The sequence below is a fragment of the Streptomyces sp. NPDC048171 genome (assembly GCF_043202655.1).
GTDB lineage: Bacteria > Actinomycetota > Actinomycetes > Streptomycetales > Streptomycetaceae > Streptomyces.
This window is the reverse complement of record NZ_JBIDAU010000020.1, coordinates 63,277-83,215: the sequence shown is the minus strand read 5'-3', so window position 1 is coordinate 83,215 and position 19,939 is coordinate 63,277. Positions and strand designations below refer to the sequence as shown.

The 19,939-nt window shown below is 70.8% G+C and carries 17 protein-coding genes; all 17 read right to left on the bottom strand.

Annotated features, from left to right (window positions below):
• Positions 1-159: 159 nt before the first annotated feature.
• The 17 genes from ACGF3J_RS37240 to ACGF3J_RS37160 all read right to left on the bottom strand — a co-directional run bounded on the left by ACGF3J_RS37240 (position 160) and on the right by ACGF3J_RS37160 (position 19,937).
• Positions 160-3,567 carry a LysM peptidoglycan-binding domain-containing protein gene (locus ACGF3J_RS37240; RefSeq protein WP_393855941.1) on the bottom strand — a complete coding sequence of 1,136 codons (3,408 nt, stop codon included), beginning with the start codon at positions 3,565-3,567 and terminating at the stop codon, positions 160-162.
• Positions 3,568-3,579: 12 nt separating this feature from the next.
• Complete coding sequence (locus ACGF3J_RS37235) at positions 3,580-4,026, bottom strand: pilus assembly protein TadG-related protein (protein WP_393855940.1); 447 nt, start codon at positions 4,024-4,026, stop codon at positions 3,580-3,582.
• Entirely contained in the window at positions 4,023-4,475 is a 453-nt protein-coding gene (locus tag ACGF3J_RS37230) for a TadE family protein (RefSeq protein ID WP_393855944.1), read from the bottom strand. Before ACGF3J_RS37230 ends, ACGF3J_RS37235 begins: the two co-directional genes overlap by 4 nt.
• Positions 4,476-4,480: 5 nt before the next feature.
• Complete coding sequence (locus ACGF3J_RS37225) at positions 4,481-4,900, bottom strand: TadE/TadG family type IV pilus assembly protein (protein ID WP_393855939.1); 420 nt, start codon at positions 4,898-4,900, stop codon at positions 4,481-4,483.
• On the bottom strand, positions 4,900-5,115 hold the full coding sequence (locus ACGF3J_RS37220) for a hypothetical protein (protein ID WP_393855938.1): 216 nt from the start codon (positions 5,113-5,115) through the stop codon (positions 4,900-4,902). The genes ACGF3J_RS37225 and ACGF3J_RS37220 overlap by 1 nt, the downstream gene beginning before the upstream one ends.
• 35 nt (positions 5,116-5,150) lie before the next feature.
• Positions 5,151-6,041 (bottom strand): type II secretion system F family protein, encoded by an 891-nt coding sequence (locus tag ACGF3J_RS37215; protein ID WP_393855937.1) that lies wholly within the window; start codon positions 6,039-6,041, stop codon positions 5,151-5,153.
• Complete coding sequence (locus ACGF3J_RS37210; protein WP_393855936.1) at positions 6,038-6,988, bottom strand: type II secretion system F family protein; 951 nt, start codon at positions 6,986-6,988, stop codon at positions 6,038-6,040. The genes ACGF3J_RS37215 and ACGF3J_RS37210 overlap by 4 nt, the downstream gene beginning before the upstream one ends.
• The gene (locus ACGF3J_RS37205; RefSeq protein WP_393855935.1) at positions 6,985-8,475 is read right to left on the bottom strand and encodes a CpaF family protein; all 1,491 of its coding nucleotides are present in this window, start codon (positions 8,473-8,475) and stop codon (positions 6,985-6,987) included. Before ACGF3J_RS37205 ends, ACGF3J_RS37210 begins: the two co-directional genes overlap by 4 nt.
• On the bottom strand, positions 8,465-9,292 hold the full coding sequence (locus ACGF3J_RS37200; RefSeq protein WP_393855934.1) for a hypothetical protein: 828 nt from the start codon (positions 9,290-9,292) through the stop codon (positions 8,465-8,467). Before ACGF3J_RS37200 ends, ACGF3J_RS37205 begins: the two co-directional genes overlap by 11 nt.
• Positions 9,292-10,002, bottom strand: coding sequence for an SAF domain-containing protein (locus ACGF3J_RS37195; RefSeq protein WP_393855933.1), 711 nt, complete (start codon positions 10,000-10,002; stop codon positions 9,292-9,294). Before ACGF3J_RS37195 ends, ACGF3J_RS37200 begins: the two co-directional genes overlap by 1 nt.
• 22 nt (positions 10,003-10,024) lie before the next feature.
• Complete coding sequence (locus ACGF3J_RS37190; protein ID WP_393855932.1) at positions 10,025-10,912, bottom strand: ATP/GTP-binding protein; 888 nt, start codon at positions 10,910-10,912, stop codon at positions 10,025-10,027.
• A complete protein-coding gene (locus ACGF3J_RS37185; protein ID WP_393855931.1) occupies positions 10,906-11,271 on the bottom strand; it encodes a secreted protein/lipoprotein in 366 nt (121 codons plus the stop codon). Before ACGF3J_RS37185 ends, ACGF3J_RS37190 begins: the two co-directional genes overlap by 7 nt.
• 498 nt (positions 11,272-11,769) lie before the next feature.
• Positions 11,770-12,690, bottom strand: coding sequence for a replication-relaxation family protein (locus tag ACGF3J_RS37180; RefSeq protein ID WP_393855930.1), 921 nt, complete (start codon positions 12,688-12,690; stop codon positions 11,770-11,772).
• On the bottom strand, positions 12,687-15,305 hold the full coding sequence (locus ACGF3J_RS37175; RefSeq protein ID WP_393855929.1) for an ATP/GTP-binding protein: 2,619 nt from the start codon (positions 15,303-15,305) through the stop codon (positions 12,687-12,689). Before ACGF3J_RS37175 ends, ACGF3J_RS37180 begins: the two co-directional genes overlap by 4 nt.
• A complete protein-coding gene (locus ACGF3J_RS37170; RefSeq protein WP_393855928.1) occupies positions 15,281-15,949 on the bottom strand; it encodes a hypothetical protein in 669 nt (222 codons plus the stop codon). Before ACGF3J_RS37170 ends, ACGF3J_RS37175 begins: the two co-directional genes overlap by 25 nt.
• A complete protein-coding gene (locus ACGF3J_RS37165) occupies positions 15,946-17,004 on the bottom strand; it encodes a C40 family peptidase (RefSeq protein ID WP_393855927.1) in 1,059 nt (352 codons plus the stop codon). The genes ACGF3J_RS37170 and ACGF3J_RS37165 overlap by 4 nt, the downstream gene beginning before the upstream one ends.
• Before the next feature lie 98 nt (positions 17,005-17,102).
• The gene (locus ACGF3J_RS37160; protein ID WP_393855926.1) at positions 17,103-19,937 is read right to left on the bottom strand and encodes a hypothetical protein; all 2,835 of its coding nucleotides are present in this window, start codon (positions 19,935-19,937) and stop codon (positions 17,103-17,105) included.
• Positions 19,938-19,939 lie beyond the last annotated feature (2 nt).

Sequence of the window (19,939 nt, the reverse complement as noted above, 5' to 3'; positions counted from 1 at the left end):
TAGGAACCAGCGAAGCCGATCCCGGCGATGATGACGGCACCGAAGACGACCATGCCGATGAGAACGCGATGCGTCCGGGTCAGCTGTAGTGGCGCAGCCACACCACCGTCTTCTCTGTGCTTTGGCTGGTTGCTGTGCGCCGCTGCCCGCGGCCGGTCCCTATGCACGGGCGGTGGGGCTTTGCAGCGGCGCGCGTTGTTGCGTGAGGCCGCCTGTTTGTGGGGTCAGGTTGAGGAGTTCGTGGATGAGGGCTTCGGTTGCGGTCTCCAGCGAACAGTCGAGTGTCTGGTTGACCTGTTGGATGCGGGTGATCGCGGTGTGCAGTCCCTGCCGGTTTCCGGCCGCGTGTTCGAGGCGGCACCAGTCGCGGTACAGGAGTTCGGCGGTGTGGTCGACATCGAGGCCTGTCGCGACGGCCTGGCGGGCGGCGCTGAGTTCCTGGTGAGGGCCGGGGGAGGTTCGGTAGGTGGCCACGGTGTGTGCGACGTCGATGATGCGGGTGGTCATCTCCTGCTGGTAGGGCTCGGTCCACGGCAGCGGGGCGCCACCGAACGGCCTGCCGCGGACCAGGGAGAGGGCCTTCTCCAGGTCGGGCAGGCCGGCGGGGCCCGTGGGCAGGGCGTGTTCGACGAGTTGCAGGAAGCGGGTCCAGTCGCTTCGCACGGCGGGGGAGAGGCGGTAGGGGTCTTGGCCGGTTTTGCGGCGTGGCACGTAGGGGTTGCCGTCGGGGTCGTTGCCCAGCGAGCGGCGCAGGCCCTGCATCCGGGCGTTGAGGGTGTTCAGGTGCCAGGGGCTGGCGGGGTCCATGTCGGCACACAGGGTCTCGGAGCTGCGCCCGGGCCGGAAGAACAGCAGCGTGGCGAGTTGCGCGAGCCGGGGGCCGTGGCCGGTACTGGCCACGCCTGTCACCTCGATGGGGCCCAGCACCCGGATCTCCGGCGCGTGCAGGTCGTGGGCCGTGCCTGCGGCCGCTCCCTCCTCCGCTGTCGTGCTTGCTGCACGGGCCGTCGGTTCGGTGGGGGGCTTGTCGGCGTTGGAGCCCGGGGGCTGCGCGGTAAGGGCGGCTGGAGTGTCCGTTCCTGGGGAGCTTTCCTTTTGTGTTTGGGGCGTTGGTGCGGTTGAAGGCAGCAGGCGAAGGCTGGCTGGATCGGTGGCGGCGGCGAGCAAGGCCGGGAAGACCTTGCCACCTGCCTGGGCGTCCTGCGCCACCGCGCCGCCTGAATCCGCGGCAATGGGCTCTGGCGCGGCCGGCTGCACCTTCTGCTCGCTCTGCTGCACATCGGTGGGCTCGTCCGGGACGTCCCTCCATGGGCCTTGGGCTTCGTGGGCGGGTTGTGCGGCCACGCGCAGGGCTGTGGTGATCTGGAGGTAGGCGGCGTGTTCCAGGCGCTGGACCGTGACCTCGTGGCCGGTGGTCTCGAGGGTCTGTGGGGTGGCGAGGGAGGCGTTGAGGATCTCCGCGTGGGGGAAGTGCGGGGCGGCCGTGCTGGCCGGGGCCACCAGGGTGACCGGGACGTCGCCTGCCTTGTCGATGAGGTCGGCGAACTCCCAGGCGGTGTCGGTATCCAGGACCGACGCGCACAGCAGCAGGTAGGGCTGGTGGGCGGTGTCGGGTAGCTGGTGGGCTTCCAGGAGCCGTTCGGCCAGGTCACGCAGCGCGTGCGCGGGCTGGCGCATGTGGGCGATCCGCGCGGTGGGCAGCAGCTGTGGCAGGTCTTCGCCGAACCCGACGGTGACGATCTCGACGTCGCTCGCCCACGGGCTCATCCCTAGTTCCAGAGCGAGCGAGGTGCACACCTCGCTGATGTGCACGGGGTTGCCGTCCAGCAGCAGAGCGGAGGTCCGGGCGAGGTTGAGCAGCACCAGGTCGCCCTTGTCGGTGCTGCCGATGGTGACCAGGCCCGGGCAGGGCGCCGGCACGTCACGGGCGTCCTCCTCGTCCAGGAGGACGGCATCTGCGTCCAGAATCCACCACCCGTCCTCGCCCGAGACGAACGGCGCCAGCGGCCTCTGGGAGAGGTCCTCGGGCAGCACGTTGACAGTGCGGGCCCCGACCCGCGCAGCCCGCATCCCCGGCACGTCTGCCGCACCGTCTTGCTGCGCCTGGTGAGCCATGGTCCGTAGGGCCCCGTCAAGGCGCGCGGCACCTGCGGGTTCGGCGGCCGCCGCCAGCTGCGCCTCGGCCGGGGAGGTCTCGCCTGCGATGGCGATCGTCTCGCCGGGCTTGCGGCGGCGGCGTTGCAGTGTGCGGCGCAGGGCGAGCGCGCCGGTGATGGCGGCGGCCAGCAGTGCTCCGGCCCCAAGCACCATGCGCAGGTTCAGCGGTCCGTCGGTCTGGGTCGACGTCGGCGCGGGGTCGGTGGAGGTGGCTGCGGGCTCGGGCGTCTGCGCCGGCGAGGCCGGCGTAGACGGCGATGTGGAGGGGGTGTGTTCTGGGCTGGGCTGTCCGGCAGACGGGTTGTCCGGCGAGGCGGGAGCCTGCGAGGTCGCAGGGGCGGGGGTGCGGTCTGGCGCGGGTGCCTGCCCGGTGTCCGGAGTCTGCTCGCTGTCCGGTGCCTGTGCGGGTGGGGGAGTGGGCTCCTGCCGGTGCGACTCGCTGGGCGGGGGTGGCGTCCCGGCGCTCTGCTGCTCGGGCACGGTGATCTGCTGTCCCGCGTAGATGACATCCGGGTCGGTGAGGGCGGGCAGGTCGTCCGGTTGCGGGTTGCCGCGGCTGGCGGCGAACAGGGCGGGCCACTCGTCGCTGTCGCCGAGCTCCTCCTTGGCGATCTTCGACAGATTGTCGCCCGCATCGACCGTGACCACGTGGACGCTCGCCTCGTCGGCGCCGGCCGCCGCCGTGGCCCGTTGGGCGCGGTCGCCGCTCATGAGGGCCTGCCCGGCGGGCATCTGCAGCTGCCAGCCGGCGCGCAGGAAGCTGTTCGACTGGAAGACCTGGCCGTCGGCCATGGCGTGGCCCTCGTTCAGGGCTGCGATCTGGCGCCACTTCTCGCCGTCCCCGAGTTCCTGTTCAGCGATACTCCACAGGCTCTCTCCCGCCTGGACGGTATGCACTGACATCGAGGCCGTTCCAGAGTCCTGCTGGACGTGCGGGGCGGACGACGACTCGGCGGCCTGCTGGCTGTCTGCCTGTCCGGGCAGCCGGGCCGCGGTGGCAGTGGTCGCTGCTTGTGCGTCGGAGGCGAGAGCTGAACTGGCCGGCAGGAGCACCAAGATGCTGCCGATGAGTGCGGCCGCGGCCCGCTGCGAGGCGCCGAACCCGCGCGGCACCGGCCACGTGCGCCCACGCAGTTGCGCGGCCAACTCCCGCACGGCACTGAACGCGAACTGCGCCCAGCCCGTCCAGCCGATGACGAGCAGCAGCGCCAGGAACGCTCCGCCGGTGTCCTGGCGGTCCAGCAGATGCGCCAGGTCGTCGTGCGTGGCGGCCCATATGACCGGGCTGGCCCAGGCGAGCAGGAGCGGCAGCCCGACCAGCGCGCCGGCGAGGACGAGCAGGCTCACGATGCCTGTGATCACCCGGACCGGGGTACGGCCGGTGGCGGCGGGGGCGTGGGCGTGGCGCATCAGGGACTTCCTCTACTCGGGTGCGGTGACGCCGTGCAGGAGCGTGGCGGTGCCGTGACCGGTGACTGGCATGGAGCCGATCCCGACCACCGGCAGGAACTTCGCGGCGTAGGTGCCGGTGGTGTGCACGGTGAGTGTCTTGCCGTCCGCGGACACATTCACCGTGCCGGTGGCGCCGACAGAGCGGAGGTAGGCGCGTGCCGCGGCGACGGCATCCAGCGGCTTGACGACGATGCTCTCGCCGCTGATGGCCGCAGTCGGGTCGATGGCCTGCCCGCCGGCCCGGGCGGCTTCCCCGGCCACGTGGTCGGCACGCTCGGTGGCCCGCAGCTTGCCGCCGCCGTCGACGGCCACGCCGATGATCCCGATCAGCGCGACGACACAGACCGCGACGAACACCGTCACGCCCCCGCAGTCGTCCCACCTCTGCCCACGTGCCCTCACCCAGGTCACGGTCATGACGTCCGGCTCCGGAAGGCATCGACCACCGATGTGGCCGTGGACGTGAGGCTCTTGGACCCCGGCACCCCAGGAAGTAGCAGGTCAGACAGGTTCACGGTGCAGTTCACCGTCACTGTGACCGTGCCGACCTGGCCTACCGGCACGCTCAGGCCGCTGGTGTCGATGGTGACCCTGCTGGAGGCGCAGACGATGCCTTGATCGTTGAGGGATTCCGCAGCCGCAGCCTGGGCTGCTGACTGTGCGGAGCCGGCCGTGCGGTGGATCGATGCCTCCCGGGCGGCGTCCTCCGCGGCGGCGTCGATCTTCGCCCCGGAGGTGACCAGGCGGCCGCCGGCGAGCGCCAGGCACACGAACATGATCAGCGGCGGGATGACGATAGCCGCCTCGATGGCGACGCTGCCCTTATCACCACCCCGGGTGTGGCCCAGCCGCATCACCTGGGACATGGGATTCACGGCTGGACCCACCTCTCAACCGGCCCCGAAGCCGACTGCGTGATGGTCAGCCCGGGAACTCCAGGAATCATTGACTGGGCGACGCCCGTCACCTGCACCCGGACGCGTTCACCGTCGCTGCCGGCGCGCACGCTGACCGAACGCAGGCTGTCTCCGGCCGTGCGGTCCAGGACCTGGCGGGCGCGCGCCGTGCCATCGGCGGGACCTGCTTGGTAGGTGCGGGCTGCGGTCACTCCTTCCCGGGCGGCGGTCAGGGCGATCTGCCGGGCGTAGTACCACATGGACGCCTGGATGACGGCGAGCGCAGCGAGCAGTACGAATGGGTAGATGATGGCCATCTGGATCGACGCGTCACCGCGGTCGTCGGCCCAACGTCGCCCCCGCCACCAGGCCTTGAACCGGGCGTGATCCAGCATCAGATGCCGTTCAGGTTTCCGTTGTACTTGGCGATGACGGCGGCGATCGTCCCGGCGATCACCAGGGCGCCGGTGACGGCGGCGACCCAGATGATGACGGTCGTGATGCTGATGTCCCCCCGGTCCGGGCGCCGCTGCAGCTCGGCGAGCCCTTCCTCCAGCCGCGTGGTCACTGCGAGCACGGCACGGTAGGTGCGGGCGGCGGTGTACTTCACGGAACTCTCCTTGCCAGTATTCGGGTCAGTGGGGATCAGACGGTGAGCATGCGGATCACCGCGGGGAAGGCCATGAGGAGCATGACCAGCACCGCAAGCAGGGCGCCGGGAGCGGTCATCTTCTCGCTGGCGGCGTTAGCCTCCGAGGCCTGATCGGCGAGGAGTTCGGCGCTGAGCGCGGCGGTCCGCGCCCGCAGCGCCTTGTAGACGGCGGCGCCGTCGGTGGCGGAGCCGCGCATGATGTCGGCGACGTCACCCAGGGCCGGCAGGTCGTACTCGGCGGCCAGTTCGCTCAGTGCCTGGTACGGCGGGATCTTCTCCAGCCGGGCCCGGCGCAGCGCGCCCTGCAGATACAGGAAGGGCCAGCCCTGTCCGACGGCGGCCGCCTTCTCCAGTGCTTCAGTGGGGCCGGCGTCCGCGGCCCGCTTGAGCGCGACCAGGTCGAGGTAGGCGACCAGAGCGTGGGCGAACTCCTCACGTGCCCGCTTGGCCTGGTCGCGCGCGGCGAGGTCGGGGGTGATGAACAGCAGGGCGGCGACGGCGAGTCCGACGGCGGCCGGCACGTAGAAGGGCAGCGAGATGCCCGCCACGATCCACGGGACGGTCACCAGCACGGGGCACAGCAGCCCGAGCGCGGCGAGCGCGGTCTTCTTCAGCATGAACTGGCCGGGGCCCTGGCCGAGCAGGGCCAGATTGGTGACGGGCACGCGCAGGACGGGCAGGCGCTCGAGGCGGGCCAGCAGCCACCGCCCCCACACCTCGTCCCGGTCCAGGCCCTCCTCGGCGGCTACGGGCAGGCTGCCCGGTGCCGTGCGCTGCAGCGCCGGGGCCAGGGCGGGCTGCGGACGCATCAGCATTTCCCGCACCAGCACAGCGAGACCGGCGCCGACCGTCCCGCCGCTCAGCACGATGGGCAGAAGGTTCACGGGCGGGCCCCTTCGTGCTCACGCTCCACAGCCGGTACGTCAATAGCGACGGCCGCAGGGGTGGGTAGCCGTACGGTGCTGGCCGCATCCGCAATGAGGAAGCGGGGGATGCGGCGGAAGGCTCCGAGCTGCCGCATCAGCGCGAGGGTGGCGACAAACCCGGCCGTGAGGAAGGCAAGGACCAGCTGGCCAAGGAGCGTAGAGTACGGGGCGGTGTAGGAAGGGACGAAGAATCCGGCCACCACGATGCCCAGAGTGATGATGGTCATCCACCGCACCGTGGTCCGCGGCTTGGCCCGGTCCGCCTCGATGCTCCGCTTCTTGGCGACCTCGTCGCGGACGCTGCCCGCCAGGTCCTCCAGCGCCTGGGCCAGGCCCGGCCCGCGGTCGCCCGCCGACAGGATCAGCGCGGCCACCACCTTGTCGCCGGTGACGTCGCCGAGCTCGTCACTGAAGGACCTCAGGGCTTCCTCGGGACGCCAGCCCAGCCGCAGCCGGTCGGAGAGATTGACGATCTGGGCGGCGAGTTCGTCCGGGGCGCCCTGACGACTGGTGATCATCGCCTGTTCCAGGCCCATGCCCAGCCGCAGCAGGCCCGCAAGCCGGCCAGTCCACTCACTCAGGGCCTCCAGCTGACCGATGCGTTCCGCTGCGAGCTGTCCCGGCGTGACCAGCCACGGCACACCGATCACGGCCGCTCCGAGCAAAATCCCCGCGACGAAGTTCCCTGAAGCCAGCCACACGCCGGCGCCCACACCAGCTGCGGCGACGGACAGGACCCGCCGACGCATCCGGACGTCTTCCCTCTGGCCAGGGCCGCGCCGGACCAGCATCCGCTGCCACCAGGAGGCCCGGCGCGGCGCCGACGTTCCCACGATCCCGGCGACGACGCCGACCAGCCCGCCCACGACCGCCATCCCGCTCAGCAGCCCCCACAACAGGATCACTGGACGCCTCCGACCTTCAGCGGCAACGGCGCCGACCAGGCCCCGTAGGGCTGTTGCAGCAGGCTGGAGTCGAATCCGACCCGGCGCAGGTCGTCGATGCAGCCCGGGTCCATCCGCGGCACCGCCCGCAGCTCACCGAACTCCAGGCCGGGGGAGAAGACCTCGTTGGTGGCCGGCCGGCCGGACTCCCCGATGCCGGTCAGCTCAAGGACGTGGGAGACGTAGCGGTGGCGGCGGCCGCCGATCTGCGTCTCGTCCGTCATGTCGACGTACACGATGAAGTCCAGGCCGTTGGCGGTCTGCCGGTAGGCGAGCTGCTCGGACAGATTGCCCTGCGCCAGCGCGTACAGCTCGGCAATCCGGTCGAAAATGATGTCCGGGCGCCGCGCGTGGATCGTGCACAGGTTCCCGCCGGCCCCGTTGGTCAGCGCCTGCATCATCGCCACGACCTCCGGACCACGGACCTCACCGACCACGATCCGCTCCAGCGACATCCGCAGCGCCGGATGCATCAGATCCAGCAGCGTCACCTCACCGGCACTGCGCCCGGTGAGGTCCTTCTCCCCGTTGGACTCCCGCCCGATCAAGGAGACGACCTGGCGGTGGTAGCCGTCGGCGTGGGCGAACAGCTCGTCCTCGGTCTGGATCGTCGCGAACCGCGTCTCCGGGCCGAACTCCCTGAGCATCGCCCGCAACAAGGTCGTCTTCCCCGCCTTCTGCTTCCCCGCGATCATGATGTTCTTCTCCGCACGCACACACGCACCGAGGAACTCGCGCAGGACGGGGTCGATCGTGCCCAAGCCCACGAGGTCGTCCAGGTCGGCGTGGGACACGCGGTGCCGGCGGATGACCGCATACGTCATCGGCCCCAGCCCTGTGATCGCCTGCAGCCGGGACCCGTCCTGCAGCGACAGAGCCAGGGACGGATTGGCGGTGGAGATGGTCCGCTCCTGATGCCCGGACCCGCGGGCCAGCTCCCGCAGCAGCTCCAGAAGTTCTTCCTCGGAGTCGGCGATCGGCCCGACCATGCGGCGTTCTCCGTCGCCGTAGTCCAGCCACACCTCACCGGGGCCCTGGATGATGATGTCCTCGACCCGCTCATCGTCCAGATACGGCTGCAGCCGCCCCGCCCGGTACAGCAGGTCGTAGACTGCACGACGCAGCGCCTCGTCCTCCTGCGGGCTCATCGCCGCGGCATCCGACCACAACGCCACCGCCTCAGTGATCCAGTCCAGGCAGCGCTGCTCCTCACTGGCCCGGTCCATGTCCGGGGCCGTCTTCAGCAGCTCCTCGCGCTGCTTGGCGACCTGCGAGGCGATGTGCCGGGCAACCTTGTAGTCCACCGTGACCTGAGGCGCCGCACCCACAACCCCCGTGCCCGCGGCAGACCCGGCCGGCGCGCCCTCCACCTGCTGGCGCGCAGCCTTGGGAGGCCGGCCGGACGGTGGCACGACGGTCGGATCGGCGTGCAGGGGCCTACCGCGCATGGGACGCCTCCGTGCCCCTGACCGGCGCGGTGGGCGGGCCCAGTTGAGCACGGCGCGCAGCCGCCCGCTGCGCCAGCAGGGTGCTCGTGGTGCGGGCAGCTTTCATCAGCGCGGTCTTGGTGAAGTGGCGGGGCTGGTCGGCACCGTCGGACAGCACCCGGGCCTCCTTCGGCGCGAGCGGCAGGCTCGCCACGACCGGGACCTGCAGCACCCGCTGCACCTCCCCGGCGGGGTAGGGGCCCTCATCGACGACCAGGAGACCGACGTTGCCGACGCGCCTTTCCAGCTCGCTGACCCGGCCCTGCGCTGCCTGCAGGCAGCGCAGGGTGTTGCGGACGACTACCAGGACGATGTCGGCCTGCTCGGCCAGGACCCCGGATGGGCCGACCGCACCGCGGCGGCCGAGGTCGACCAGGACGTCATGACCATGGTCGGCGTCGATGCCGCGGAACATCGTGGCGAGACCTTTCCAGACTGAGCTGAGGCTCGCCGCCTGGGCGGGATCGGTGATCCCGGGCAACAGCAGTCGGTCACGCGGCGACCCGGCCTTGCCGTCCTCGCCGCTCAGGTCGATCAGCTGCCGCCAGAACGCCTCACCGAACTCGCCCTTACGGGCCGCCACCGACAGATTCCGCAACCCGTACCGGTCCCCGAGCGTGCCCTGCAGCAGACCATGCAGGACCGCTCCCCCGTCCGGGTCGCACTCGGCCAGGATCATCCGCCGGTCGGGCTCCAACGGCCAGGACAGCAGCAGAGCGAGAGCACTGGTGGTTACCCCGGGGGCGCCGCTGCATCCGGTCAGCGCGATCACGGCCATCAGCTGTTCTCCCGAGCATCGAGGACCAGGCGCAGCGCTTCGGCCGACACCCACGCGGCGACAGTCGGACCGTCGTCCGCGGTCGTGGCCACGTCGACGACCACCACTCCGGTTCCAGGAGCCGCCTTCGACGCCTTCACCACCCGGCCAGCGATGCTCTGCGGTCCGGCCTCGCCGGGCTCCTTGCCCGCCTCGGCTGCTCCCTGGGCGGGCACATGCACCAGCTGGACCGTCTGCCCCGGCACCAGCGCGGTGGCCGGAACCTGCTCGGGCTTGAGCCCGATCGGCACCAGCTGCTCCCCGGCCTTCACCAGAGAGTCCTTCGTGACCTGAGACGGGCTCAGCAGCGCCCCGGGCTTCAGCTCGACCGCCGCCCGCTTGCCCACCACCGATTCCACGTCGTCCGCGCGCACGGCCTTCACTGCCGGATCCAGCGCGACCGAGGCCTTCCCGAGATCCTGCTCGGTGAGGACCTGGCCGACCTGAACGTCGCGCACCACCGTCACCACATTGGTGCGGTCCCCTACCTGGAGGAGGAGGACGGCGACACCCGCGCCCCCGGCCGCGATCAGTGCCAGCGACAGGGCGATCACGCCCGGCCGACGCCGGCGGGCGGACACTCGCGGAGGTGCCACAGGACCGGCCGCCTGCGCCTGCTGGGGGAGGGGGAGCGCGGTGGGCGCCGCGGTGTGTTCCTTAGTCTTGCTCAACGTTCTGTCCTTCCAACGGCCTCTACCTGACGACCTGCAACTCGCCCACGGATACCTGCATGTCGGACTGACGGATCTCTCCGAGCTGCCCGCTCTGGCCGCCGCCCTGCCAGTCGATCGTCCAGGTCGACGTTGCCGTCACGGAGTACCTGGCGCCCGGCGTATCCGCTGACGTCGCGGAGTACCGGTGTCCGCAGGTCGGTGACTCGACCATGGCGGAGGAACCCTTGTAGGGCGTGCCCGGGCTGGAGCACGTCACGGTGGAACCGTCACCCATCTGCCAGACGATCTTCGAGACCTTCGCGGTGGCCGTGACGCTCACGCCACCTGCTGATGCGGACGCTGTGTTGGGCCCGTAGGTCGTGGCGCTCTGGTTCACCCACATCCACACCGGGACACCGACCGTGTACCTGCCCGTCGCGCGGGGGCTGGCGATATCCGGCCCGAGCAGCGTCATCGAGTCGACCACACGCTGCGCCAGAACAGTAGGGTCGATCGTCTCCTGCTCGGGCGGCTCGGCGAGCCACACCATCCGGGTGATGAGGTTCCCGTCGAGGTCCTCCCAGCCACACGTCTGCTGGTACACGGCGCCGTCACCTGGTTGGTGGCCTTCCCAGTCCAGGCTGCCGGCTGGGGGCTGCGGGTCGGCCAGTTTGTACTTGCAGACCCTGTCGTCCGTGGAGTTGCCACCGCCGGATGAGTCGCTCTTCCCTGGGGCGCTAGTGCTGTTGTTGCCGCCCGCCTGACTGTTGCCGGACTGCCCGGGAACGTCCACTTCTACCTGGCAGGTGTACTTGGTGCAGTGCACGCCACCGCTGCCACGGGGATCTTCGTCCGCGAAGCTGTTCACGGGGATGACGGCTGACGCGAGCAGCGTCGCTGCTACGACGCTGTACCAGCGCCTCAGCACGCCTTCCCCTGTGGCTGGTCCCGGGTGACGCGCCAGCCTTCAGGGTACTTTTCGACGACGCTGACGATCTCGTAGGCGGTGAGCCGGTTCTCCGGAAGCGAGACAGGCTCCCGGGACTTGGCTCTGACGGTTACCCAGCGCGAGATGTCCAGGCAAGCCGAAACAGTCGCGTTCGGAACCTGGCCCGAAACGTCAACCCTGGTGACGTTCGCATCACTCAAACTGACTTTGCCGGTAATGACGAGGCCGCGATCATGGGTGCTCTTGGCATCTGTCTCGGCACCCTTCAGGGCTTCCGACGCCGCATACCGGTCAAGATGAGCGTTCTTGCCGGTGGGGTCAGCGTAGAGCTTCTCCATCTCCTGCCAGTAAGCCTGGTAGGCAGAGACGGCTTCCTTCTTCGCAGCGGCCTGTGAATCGGCGGGAGCGGTCGTCTCCGGTGGGCGTGTAGGCGTAGGGGACCCCTCCGCTCGGTCGTCGCTGTCACCGGACGAGCCGCACGCAGTCAGGGTGAGGGCTGCGCACAGGCAGAGCAAGGCGGTAGCGGGCTTGCGAGAGCGAAGAAGAACATTGTCCGCACGGTCTTTCACGATGCCTCCCCGTCGGCGCCCTGCGGCGCAGCCTGTGCCGCTACCCTGGCGGCAGGCCTGCCTCCACAGCTTGGTCAAGCTGTGGTGATGCGTTTGCGTGATCGCTAGGTTACGCATATGCCAGCCAACTCCCAAGTTAAAAACGTGAGTTCACTCGAGCATTAGGGGTGCTATCCGGTCACTTCCGAAACCAGTTGTCGACTTGTTGTCGTATAGCCGTGCGGCGTCCTTTGCGGGATGCACCTGCAACTTCAGGACGGCATCGCCTCACAGCTCGGTCCATGACCGAGGATGCCCGTCGTTCAACGGTGTCCAGACTTCGCCGGTCGGCCCTTGTGCCTCGATGTCGTCCAGCACCGCGGCGCCCAGTGGCACGGTGCGGGTCATGGTGGCGACGAGGGGGTGCTGGGCTGCCATGGCTTGCAAGTCGCTGATCCGGTTGTCCAGGACTTGTCGGGAGCTGCCGGTGAGGACGAACAGGAGGCGGGGGTATACGGGGTACCAGCGCAGCCATGCAGGCCCGGGAAGGGCCGGCTGGCGGGAGCGGTTCCGTCCCACCAGTGGTGGTTCATACGACCACAGGCGTGCGTAGTCGATCAGTTTGGAGGCGAGGCGTTCACTGCTCATGGTGGTGCGGTCGACCTCGACGAAGGCCCGGAGTTTGGTCCGCTGCCCCGGGCCGGTGAGGGTGTAGTGCAGCAGCGCGTCCGCGATGACTTTCGCCCCGTCGCCGAGAGAGTGGGACACCTCAGGTGTCCAGTCCAGGAAGCCGTGCTCGTCGCCGCGTTCGCGAGCGTCGGCCACGAATGCCAGGTGGGTACGCAGCACCGTCAGCGTGTGAGGGGTCTTCAGCGAGGCTGCGGTGGTGGAGGTGATCGCGTAGGTCGGCCTGCCCCGCAGGGCGGGGAAGTTCTTCACCATCCGCGCCCCGTCACCGGTGAGATACCAGGCGCGCATCCCGCGGGAACGGGGCAGCACCGTGTAGTCGACCAGGCCCTGGCGGCGGAGCCTGTTGAGTGGGGTGCTGACGGTCTGGCGTCTGGCAGCGGGGCGGAGCAGGGCCTGGAGCTGACCGGTGGTGGCCATCCGGTGCTGCCCCAGTGCGGTCAGAATCTGGTTCGGGAGCGGTTCGGCAGGGCTGGGGGCATGAGCCGGGAGGGCAGGCACGGGCTGGGCGGTGGTGGTCACTTGTAGGTCTTCTCCTGGCTGTCTGGTGGGGTGGTGGGGGTGAGCTGGGTGAGGAAGGCGTTGACCCGGCCGAGCTGGCCGCGGGCTTGGATGGTGAGTTGGTCCAGGGGTGCGGTGCCGGCCGTGGTGCGGGCGGCGCGCTCGAACGCCGCGGCGTTGTCGGGGCGGGCGTAGGTGGCGAAGACGTCGTCGAGGTGCGGTCCGGTGATCTTGACGGGGCCGATGCGGCGGCCCTTTACCGTCAGCGACAGGTAGTGGTCGAAGCGGTCCAGGGCGGCGACGACATCGGGCCCGGGCTCATCGCCCCATTCGGCGGTGACGGGTGCGATGGCGGACTGAGAGCCGGCGGTGGAGGCGAGGGTGGAGGCGTTCTGCACCAGCGAGAGCCGTACCGGGCCCGGGAGGCGGGCGAGGAGCTGGGTCATGCCGTGGACGTGGACCCGGTACTTGCGGAAGTCCTCGAACATGCTCGCGATCGTTTCGGGAGCGGCGCCGGTGAGGGTGATCAGCTCGTCGAAGTAGGCGCGGAACGGCACTCGCCTGGCTTCGGGCACGTCCCGGCGGGAACGGACGGCGCGCAGCAGGTCCCGGGCCAGGAGTGCGGTGATGAGCCGGTCGGTGGGGCCGTTGCCGCCGGGGCACACCCACAGGATCATCTTCGAGTCCATGCCGGCGCGGATGTTGTAGACGCCGGCCGCCTGGCCGAGGAAGGCGCGGGTGACCGGGTTGGCGGCCAGGCGGGTGATCGGGTTGAGAACGACGGCGAACGCGTCTACGGGAAGTGTGGGGAACACGGTCTGCCACCAGGCGCGGGTTTCCTCGTCCAGCCGCCCGTCCACGCCGGCCAGTGCCGTGGTGCGGAAGGCGTGGTCGGTGAGCAGGGGCCGCGCGTGAAAGAGGGTGGTCTGGTCCTCGGGCCGTCCCGCCTGGCAGGCGGCGGAGTTGACCGTGACCAGGACGGCGAGAGCGGCGGTGAGGATGGTCAGCGCGCGGGGCGCGGTGGCGTCGTCCCAGCCGAGGGCAGAGGCGAAAGCGTCTGCAGTGGCTTCGACGACTTCGTGGGCGACCTGCCCGTGGCGCATGTCGAGCGGGTTCCACGAGCTGACCTGCGGGGCTGGCCCGTGGGCGCCCAGGTCGATCAGCGCTGTGCGGTGGGCGAGGGTGGTGTGGGCGAGGAAGGGCAGGGCGCGGGGCCAGGAGTCACGGTGGGGGTCGACGAACAGCAGTCCGCCCCCGGCGTGAGCCCAGCCGATCGCCTGCGCGAGGGCCCGCTCAGTTTTGCCGCCGCCTGCCTTTCCCACCCCCACCTCGAACAACGTTTCCCTGGCGTAGGTGGCGACCAGACGGCGGCGGCCGTCCGGGCCCTGGTGAATGCCCTGCAGCAGCAACTCAGGGTTGCCGAACTCGAAGGTCGGCAGGTCACCGGCTAGCAGCGGCAGCCGGCAGTACACCGTGGGCGGCTTGAGCAGACCGGTCAGTTCCTCCAGCCGCACCCAGTTCGGGCGGGGCGGCTGGCAATGCCCCAACTCCCAGCGGCGCTCGAAGCCGCGCCGGCTGGGCCAGCGGTCCGCCCCCAACCGCCACGCCCCCAGGTGCCAGCCTCGCATCGCCCACCGCGAGCCACCGCCGAACACGTCCAGGGCGGCCTGGAGCTGACCGAGCCGTGCTTCGGCCCGCCCTCTGGTGTCGGAGGCGCACATCACCAGCAGCTGCACGCGCACCAGATGGTCGTCGTCGGCGAGTTTCCCCAACGCTTCCGCCGGTTCCACCCGGCGCGGCACCGGCGGCATCACCAACCGCCGACCACCCGCCCCGCCCCCGCCCGGCTTGCCGCCGATCAGCTGCTGCAACTGCCAGCCCAGCGAGTCCTCAACCCCGCTGGCGTCCTGACGCAGCGACCGTGCCGTGCGCTGCGCCTCCCGCCGCTCACGGCGGCGGGCGTCCGACATCAGCTGCATGCGCCTGGCCCGCAGCGTCCACTTCGGGGCGCGCTGTATGTCGAGCCGCAGTTCGGCCAGGTCTCCCAGTGCGGCCCGCAGGTCGCAAACGGCATCGACCAGGGGCTGCAGCGGATCCGGATCGAGCGGGACGTCGCGCAGCGGGGCCGTGGGCTTGCCCCGCAGGATGAACTCGGCCCGCACGACATGCTTGCGTGGCTTGTCGGCGATGGGCCGGCCTCGCTTTACCGTGACGGCCGGCCCGAACGGCGTGATGGACAGCAGCCGTTCACCACCGGCGGGTCCTTCGATGCGGTAGCGCAGCGGGCTGGAGCCGTCGGCGCGGAGCCTGATCTGCACGGCCTTCGTACGACGCGGCGCCCACCACGGCATGGACGTGGATGCCCTGGCGAGCTGTACCCCGCGCCTGAAGATCTCTTCCAGGCCCGGGTCGAAGTGCCGTTCAGGGATCAGTTCCAGCGCCATGCGCTCGGCGGAGGCCTTGCGTGCCAGGCGGCGTACGAGCCACTTGCTCAGCCCCCAGGACCCGGTGACGAGCAGGGCGAGGAGATACCAGTGGGGGAGCAGCCAGCTTGCCGCGGCTGCCAGGTGGGACAGCAGGCCGATGGCGTCGCCGACGGGTGTGGCGAGGGTCAGGTGCCAGGCTGCGGGATCCACGCGGGCTCCCCTTCCTTGGTCGGGGTGGTGCGGGTGAAGTGGAGGTCGGTGATGCGGCCGTCGGTGTGGGTGCCGCCGCGGTCGGTGCCCGCCCACACCAGATGCACCACCGCCCGGTCCAGGGCGCCGTCTTGGCGGGCGATGGCAGCCTGGATACGGAAGCGGGCGGTGGCGAACGCCGGCGCAACTCCCTGCTCGGCACCGCCGAAGTAGGTGGGCCACCGGTCGCGGCCGACACCGGTTGCGTCGGCCCGCAGCAGCCCGCGGCCAGCCGTGATCAGCTGCCGCTCGTCGACGGCGTTGAGGTCGGCGGGCCAGGCGGTGTCCAGGGCCTGCTGGATGGCCCGGTCACCCGCCGCCCCCTCACCGTGCGGCGGCAGCGCGGCCGCGGACGTCGACGGCGAAGGCTCCACGGCCGGCGACGGGGCGGCGGCGTCCTTGGGCGTGTTCCTGGTAGGAGGCGGCGCGCTCGAGGACCACGGTGAGGGGTGATCCGACGGGAAGGTGGTGGCCTGGCGTGCCGGGGCGGCGGCTTCCCGGGGACCGGACGGGGCCGGCCACGTCATCATGCCCGCCCCCACCACCGCGAGAATGAGGGCGGCGGTCAGCAGCAGACGCGGGGAGCGCGATGAGGGTGTCGTCATAACAGGCGGGCTCCTCCCGCGTAGCCGGACATCGCGTCGACCGCGTCCAGCCGCACGAGGGTCCCGGGGCGGGCGGCGTTGACCATCTGTCCCGAGCCGACGTAGATCCCGACGTGGTAGATCGTGGAATCACGGCCCGGGACGTAGGCGTAGAAGACGAGGTCACCGGGCGTGAGCGCGCGCGTTCCCGCGCTCGCGGGAATCCGCTGACCGACACCGGCCTGGGCGGCCGCGGTGCGCGGCAGGCGGATCCCGGCCCGGGCAAAGGCGTAGGTGGTCAGCCCCGAGCAGTCGAAGCCCTTGATGCGTGCACCGCTCTTGCCGCTGGGGGAGCAGCAGATGCCGGTGCTGGGGCCCTTCGCGTTGCCGCCGCCCCACGAGTACGGGACACCCCGCTGGGCGAGGGCCGCCTCGATGACGGTCCTGACATCTCCCGCCACCTTGTCCAGCGCCGGGGTTTGGGCGGCGGCGGTGTACTGGTCGATCCAGCCGCGCACGTTGGCGACGTACGCGTTGGACCGGTTGTACTGGAAGATCGCTGCCCTCAGCTGCGACTGTTTGGCCAGGTCGCGTCCGTTTCCGCACAGGTAGACCGCGGCGCCGAGGGCGGCGTCGTCGGCGTTGTGCGGATCAGCGGTCTTGTCCCCGTTGGCGTCCTTACCGACGCCGTCCCAGGTGGAGGGAAGGAACTGGAAGGGGCCGACCGCGCGCTCGCCGGCGGCGGTGCCGTCCCAGCGGCCGCCGTCCGTGTCCGGGAAGACGGTGGTGTTCCCACCTGCACCGGAGCCGTTGAGGAGGATCCCGTAGATCTTGGGCCGGATGTCTGCGTTGCCGGCGACGTTGCGGCCCACGGCGTGGTTCGACTCGACCTTGGCGATCCCGGCCAGGATCGGCCAGCGCATCCCCCGGCACGTCGGCACATGCTTGCCGACCTGCCGGGCCGCGAGCTGGTAGGCGGCCAGCATCCGCGGCGGAATGTCGGCGACATGGCCACCTGCCGCGATCCCACTGCCATCGTCCCTCGCCCTGGTGGCCAGGGCCACATACGTGCCCACCGAGTTGGCGATCGGGGCAGCGCAGCACACCGCACCGAACAACAGCAGCAGCCCTGCACACCCCCACCGCGTGAGACGGTGACGCCGCCGGACAGGCCTCACCCTGGCTCACCCCCTTCGTCTGACTGGTCATCGGGCCGGGACTGCCCTTGGCGCAGACGCTCGGCATCCGGCGCGGTCCTGCGCATCAACTCCTGCATCCGCTGCCGCGCCTCTTCGCGCGCCTGGCTGCGGGCCCTGCCACCGCCGGGCAGGACGGGGCCACCGTGATCGCGCGGCCTTGGCTCGCTGCCCGTCCGGCGAGCCGACCGAGCAGGGGGCGCTGCTCCCGGCTGTTCTTGCGCTCTCTCGGACCGGGCTCCGTCTGACCGGCCGGGAGCCGGCAGGCCCCGGGAGGCCGTGGAGGGGCCAGGGCTGGGTGGAGCACTGGGGCGCGGGGTTGCTTCCGGGCCGGCCGCGTCCCGGGCAGTGGAGGCGGGCGGCAGGCGGCGGCCGGTGAACGGGGCGGGTCCGCCCCGGTCGTCGGCGTGCTCCTGCAGGACCCGGCCGACGTGACGTCCGGTGGCGGCCCAGGCCTGGCCGTCTTCGCGCAGCGTGTTGCCCCACACCTGGACCTGCTGGCGGGCATCGCGCGAAAACTGGGAGCCCTGTATCCGGGCCATGCCGACACTGGCCGGCAGACCGGCCGTCGCCGCGTAGGCGGTGCGGCCGCCGCGGTGCACAAGGCGGTAGCCGCGCAAACGGACCAGCCGGTTGTGCGCACGCGTCGACAGCAGTGTGCGGTCGCTGTTCTGGTCGTGCAGCACCTGCCCGGTGCGCCGGTCAACGACCTTCCCGTCCTCGTTTCGGTACCGGTCAGGCGGACCACCGGGTCGCAGCGGTCCCCCATCGCCTCCCGGGCCACCGGACTGTGGCAGCCCGTCTCCGCCCGGGCCACCCTGCCCGCCCGGAGCTCCGCCCTCGGGTCCGTCGGCGTCGGGGTCGCCGGCTGCGGTGGGCTTGCGCCACTTCGCCAACTGCTCCGGGTCCGGACGGCGTCCGATCAGCAGCCCGTACCCGCCCTTGGCGCCGAGCCGTGCGCCCGCCCCGCCGAGGGCGGCTGCCGCGGTCAGCGGGGCGAGTCCGCGCCCGGCCTCGGCCGTGGCATCGGCGAGGACCCGGCCGGTGTGCACGGGCAGGCCCGCCCCGTCCACGAGGGAGCCGAGCGCGCCCATCAGCCGCTGCCGGGTGCCGAGCATCCCGAACCGCCCGCCCCCGCCTGCGGTAAGGGCACGCAGCCCACCGCCTGCGCTGTATCCGCCGAGCGCGGCGGGCCAGTGCATGGCGAGGGTGGCGCCGAGTTCGGAGGTGTCGCCGGGCAGGTGGGTGCCGCCGACCTTCGCGTACCGCATCCGCATCGCCATCCGGCGGCCGAAGGAGGCGATACCGGTCAGCAGGCGGCGGTGCCCGGCAGCGCCGGCGATGGCGAGGACGTCGATGAGCAGGATCCGCTCCACCATTAGGTCGGGGCCGTTGGTGATGGCGGCGTCGACGGCGATCCCGAAGAACGGGATGAACGCACAGATCCCGACCACGGCCAGGACCGCGATCCCCCACAGGGACAGCCACTTCCACACCGACTGCCGCGCCGGCCCCGGCAGCATGCCCGCGACGAAAGCGACACCGCCCGCCGCGGCCGCCGCCGCGCACACGGCCTGGGTCCCCAGCAGCACGATCGCCGAGGAGAGGAGCATGCCGCAGATGAACAGGGCACCGAGCAGCAGCAGGAGCGCGCCGCCGACCCGCCACCAGGTGGGCTTCTCGGCATAGGCAGCGGCCGCCTCGCCGACCTCGCCGGCTTTCTTCAGGTCCGCGAGGAACGCGGCGAACTCGCGGTCCTCATCCGTCACCAAGGCGTGCGAGGCGTCCAGCAGCTCACCACCCGGAGTCAGCTCGGGCAACGAGTCGACGGCACTCTGCCCGTCCCGCTCGCGTTCGCAGTACTGCTTGCCCGGGCCTTTGACGAGGTCGCAGGGATCCTTCTTGTCGTCCTCGCCCTCACGGCTGCCGTCATCGCCGGCCTTGTAGCCTCCGGCCACCCACTTGAGGTGGAGGGCGTAGGCCTTGCGGTCCGCCTCTTTGGCCGGGTCGAGGATCCGCCCGTACTGCAGCAGCATGTACGGCTTGACGATCAGTGCGTTGGTGACGGCGTCCTGGATCGGGCGGGCCACCTCCGCCGCCGTGACAGGCTTCTCGCCCTGCTCCTGAAGGCACTTGAGCTCCTGGCGGCCGGCCATGCCGTCACAGGGTGACTTGCTGGCGATCTTGCCGCCCCAGTCGTAAGCGTTCACGCTGCGCTGCGCGACCTCGGCACCCACCTGGTGCGCCTGGCCGAGCGGGCCGTCGGCGGCCAGCAGGTAGTCGGGACGGACGAACGCCGAAGTGGCGAACGCGGCGATCAGCAAGGTCAGGAAAATCTCCCCCAGACCGCGGCCGACCCGGCCCCGCACCAGCATGAAGCCGGCGAACACGAACGCCCACGCCAGCAGCAGCCCCTTCAGCCCCAGCGCGTCGACGACCACATCGTTGTACGCGTCGGCGACTTCCTGCGCCGGTCGGGTCAGGACCTTCAGCAGCGGGAACCGGAACGCCACCTCGATCGCCCACCCGGCCAGACCGACCAGCAGCCGGATCAGCGTGAACAGCCCCGACAGAGCGAACGCCAGAGCCTGCGTCTTGAACGCGACGATGGATCCGCCCTCGGCGTTCAGCTCGTAACCGTTGATCGGCACGCCCTCGGAGGACGTGATGTTCAGCGGCGCCAGCAGGTCACCGGTCTCGCCAGTGCTGCCGGCGGCGTACACGACCTGGCTGTTGACCATCACGAACACGAGGGCGAGCAGCACCGTGAAGCCGGTTGAGCGGAGCGTGCCGGGGCTGGGACGACGTGCCATGG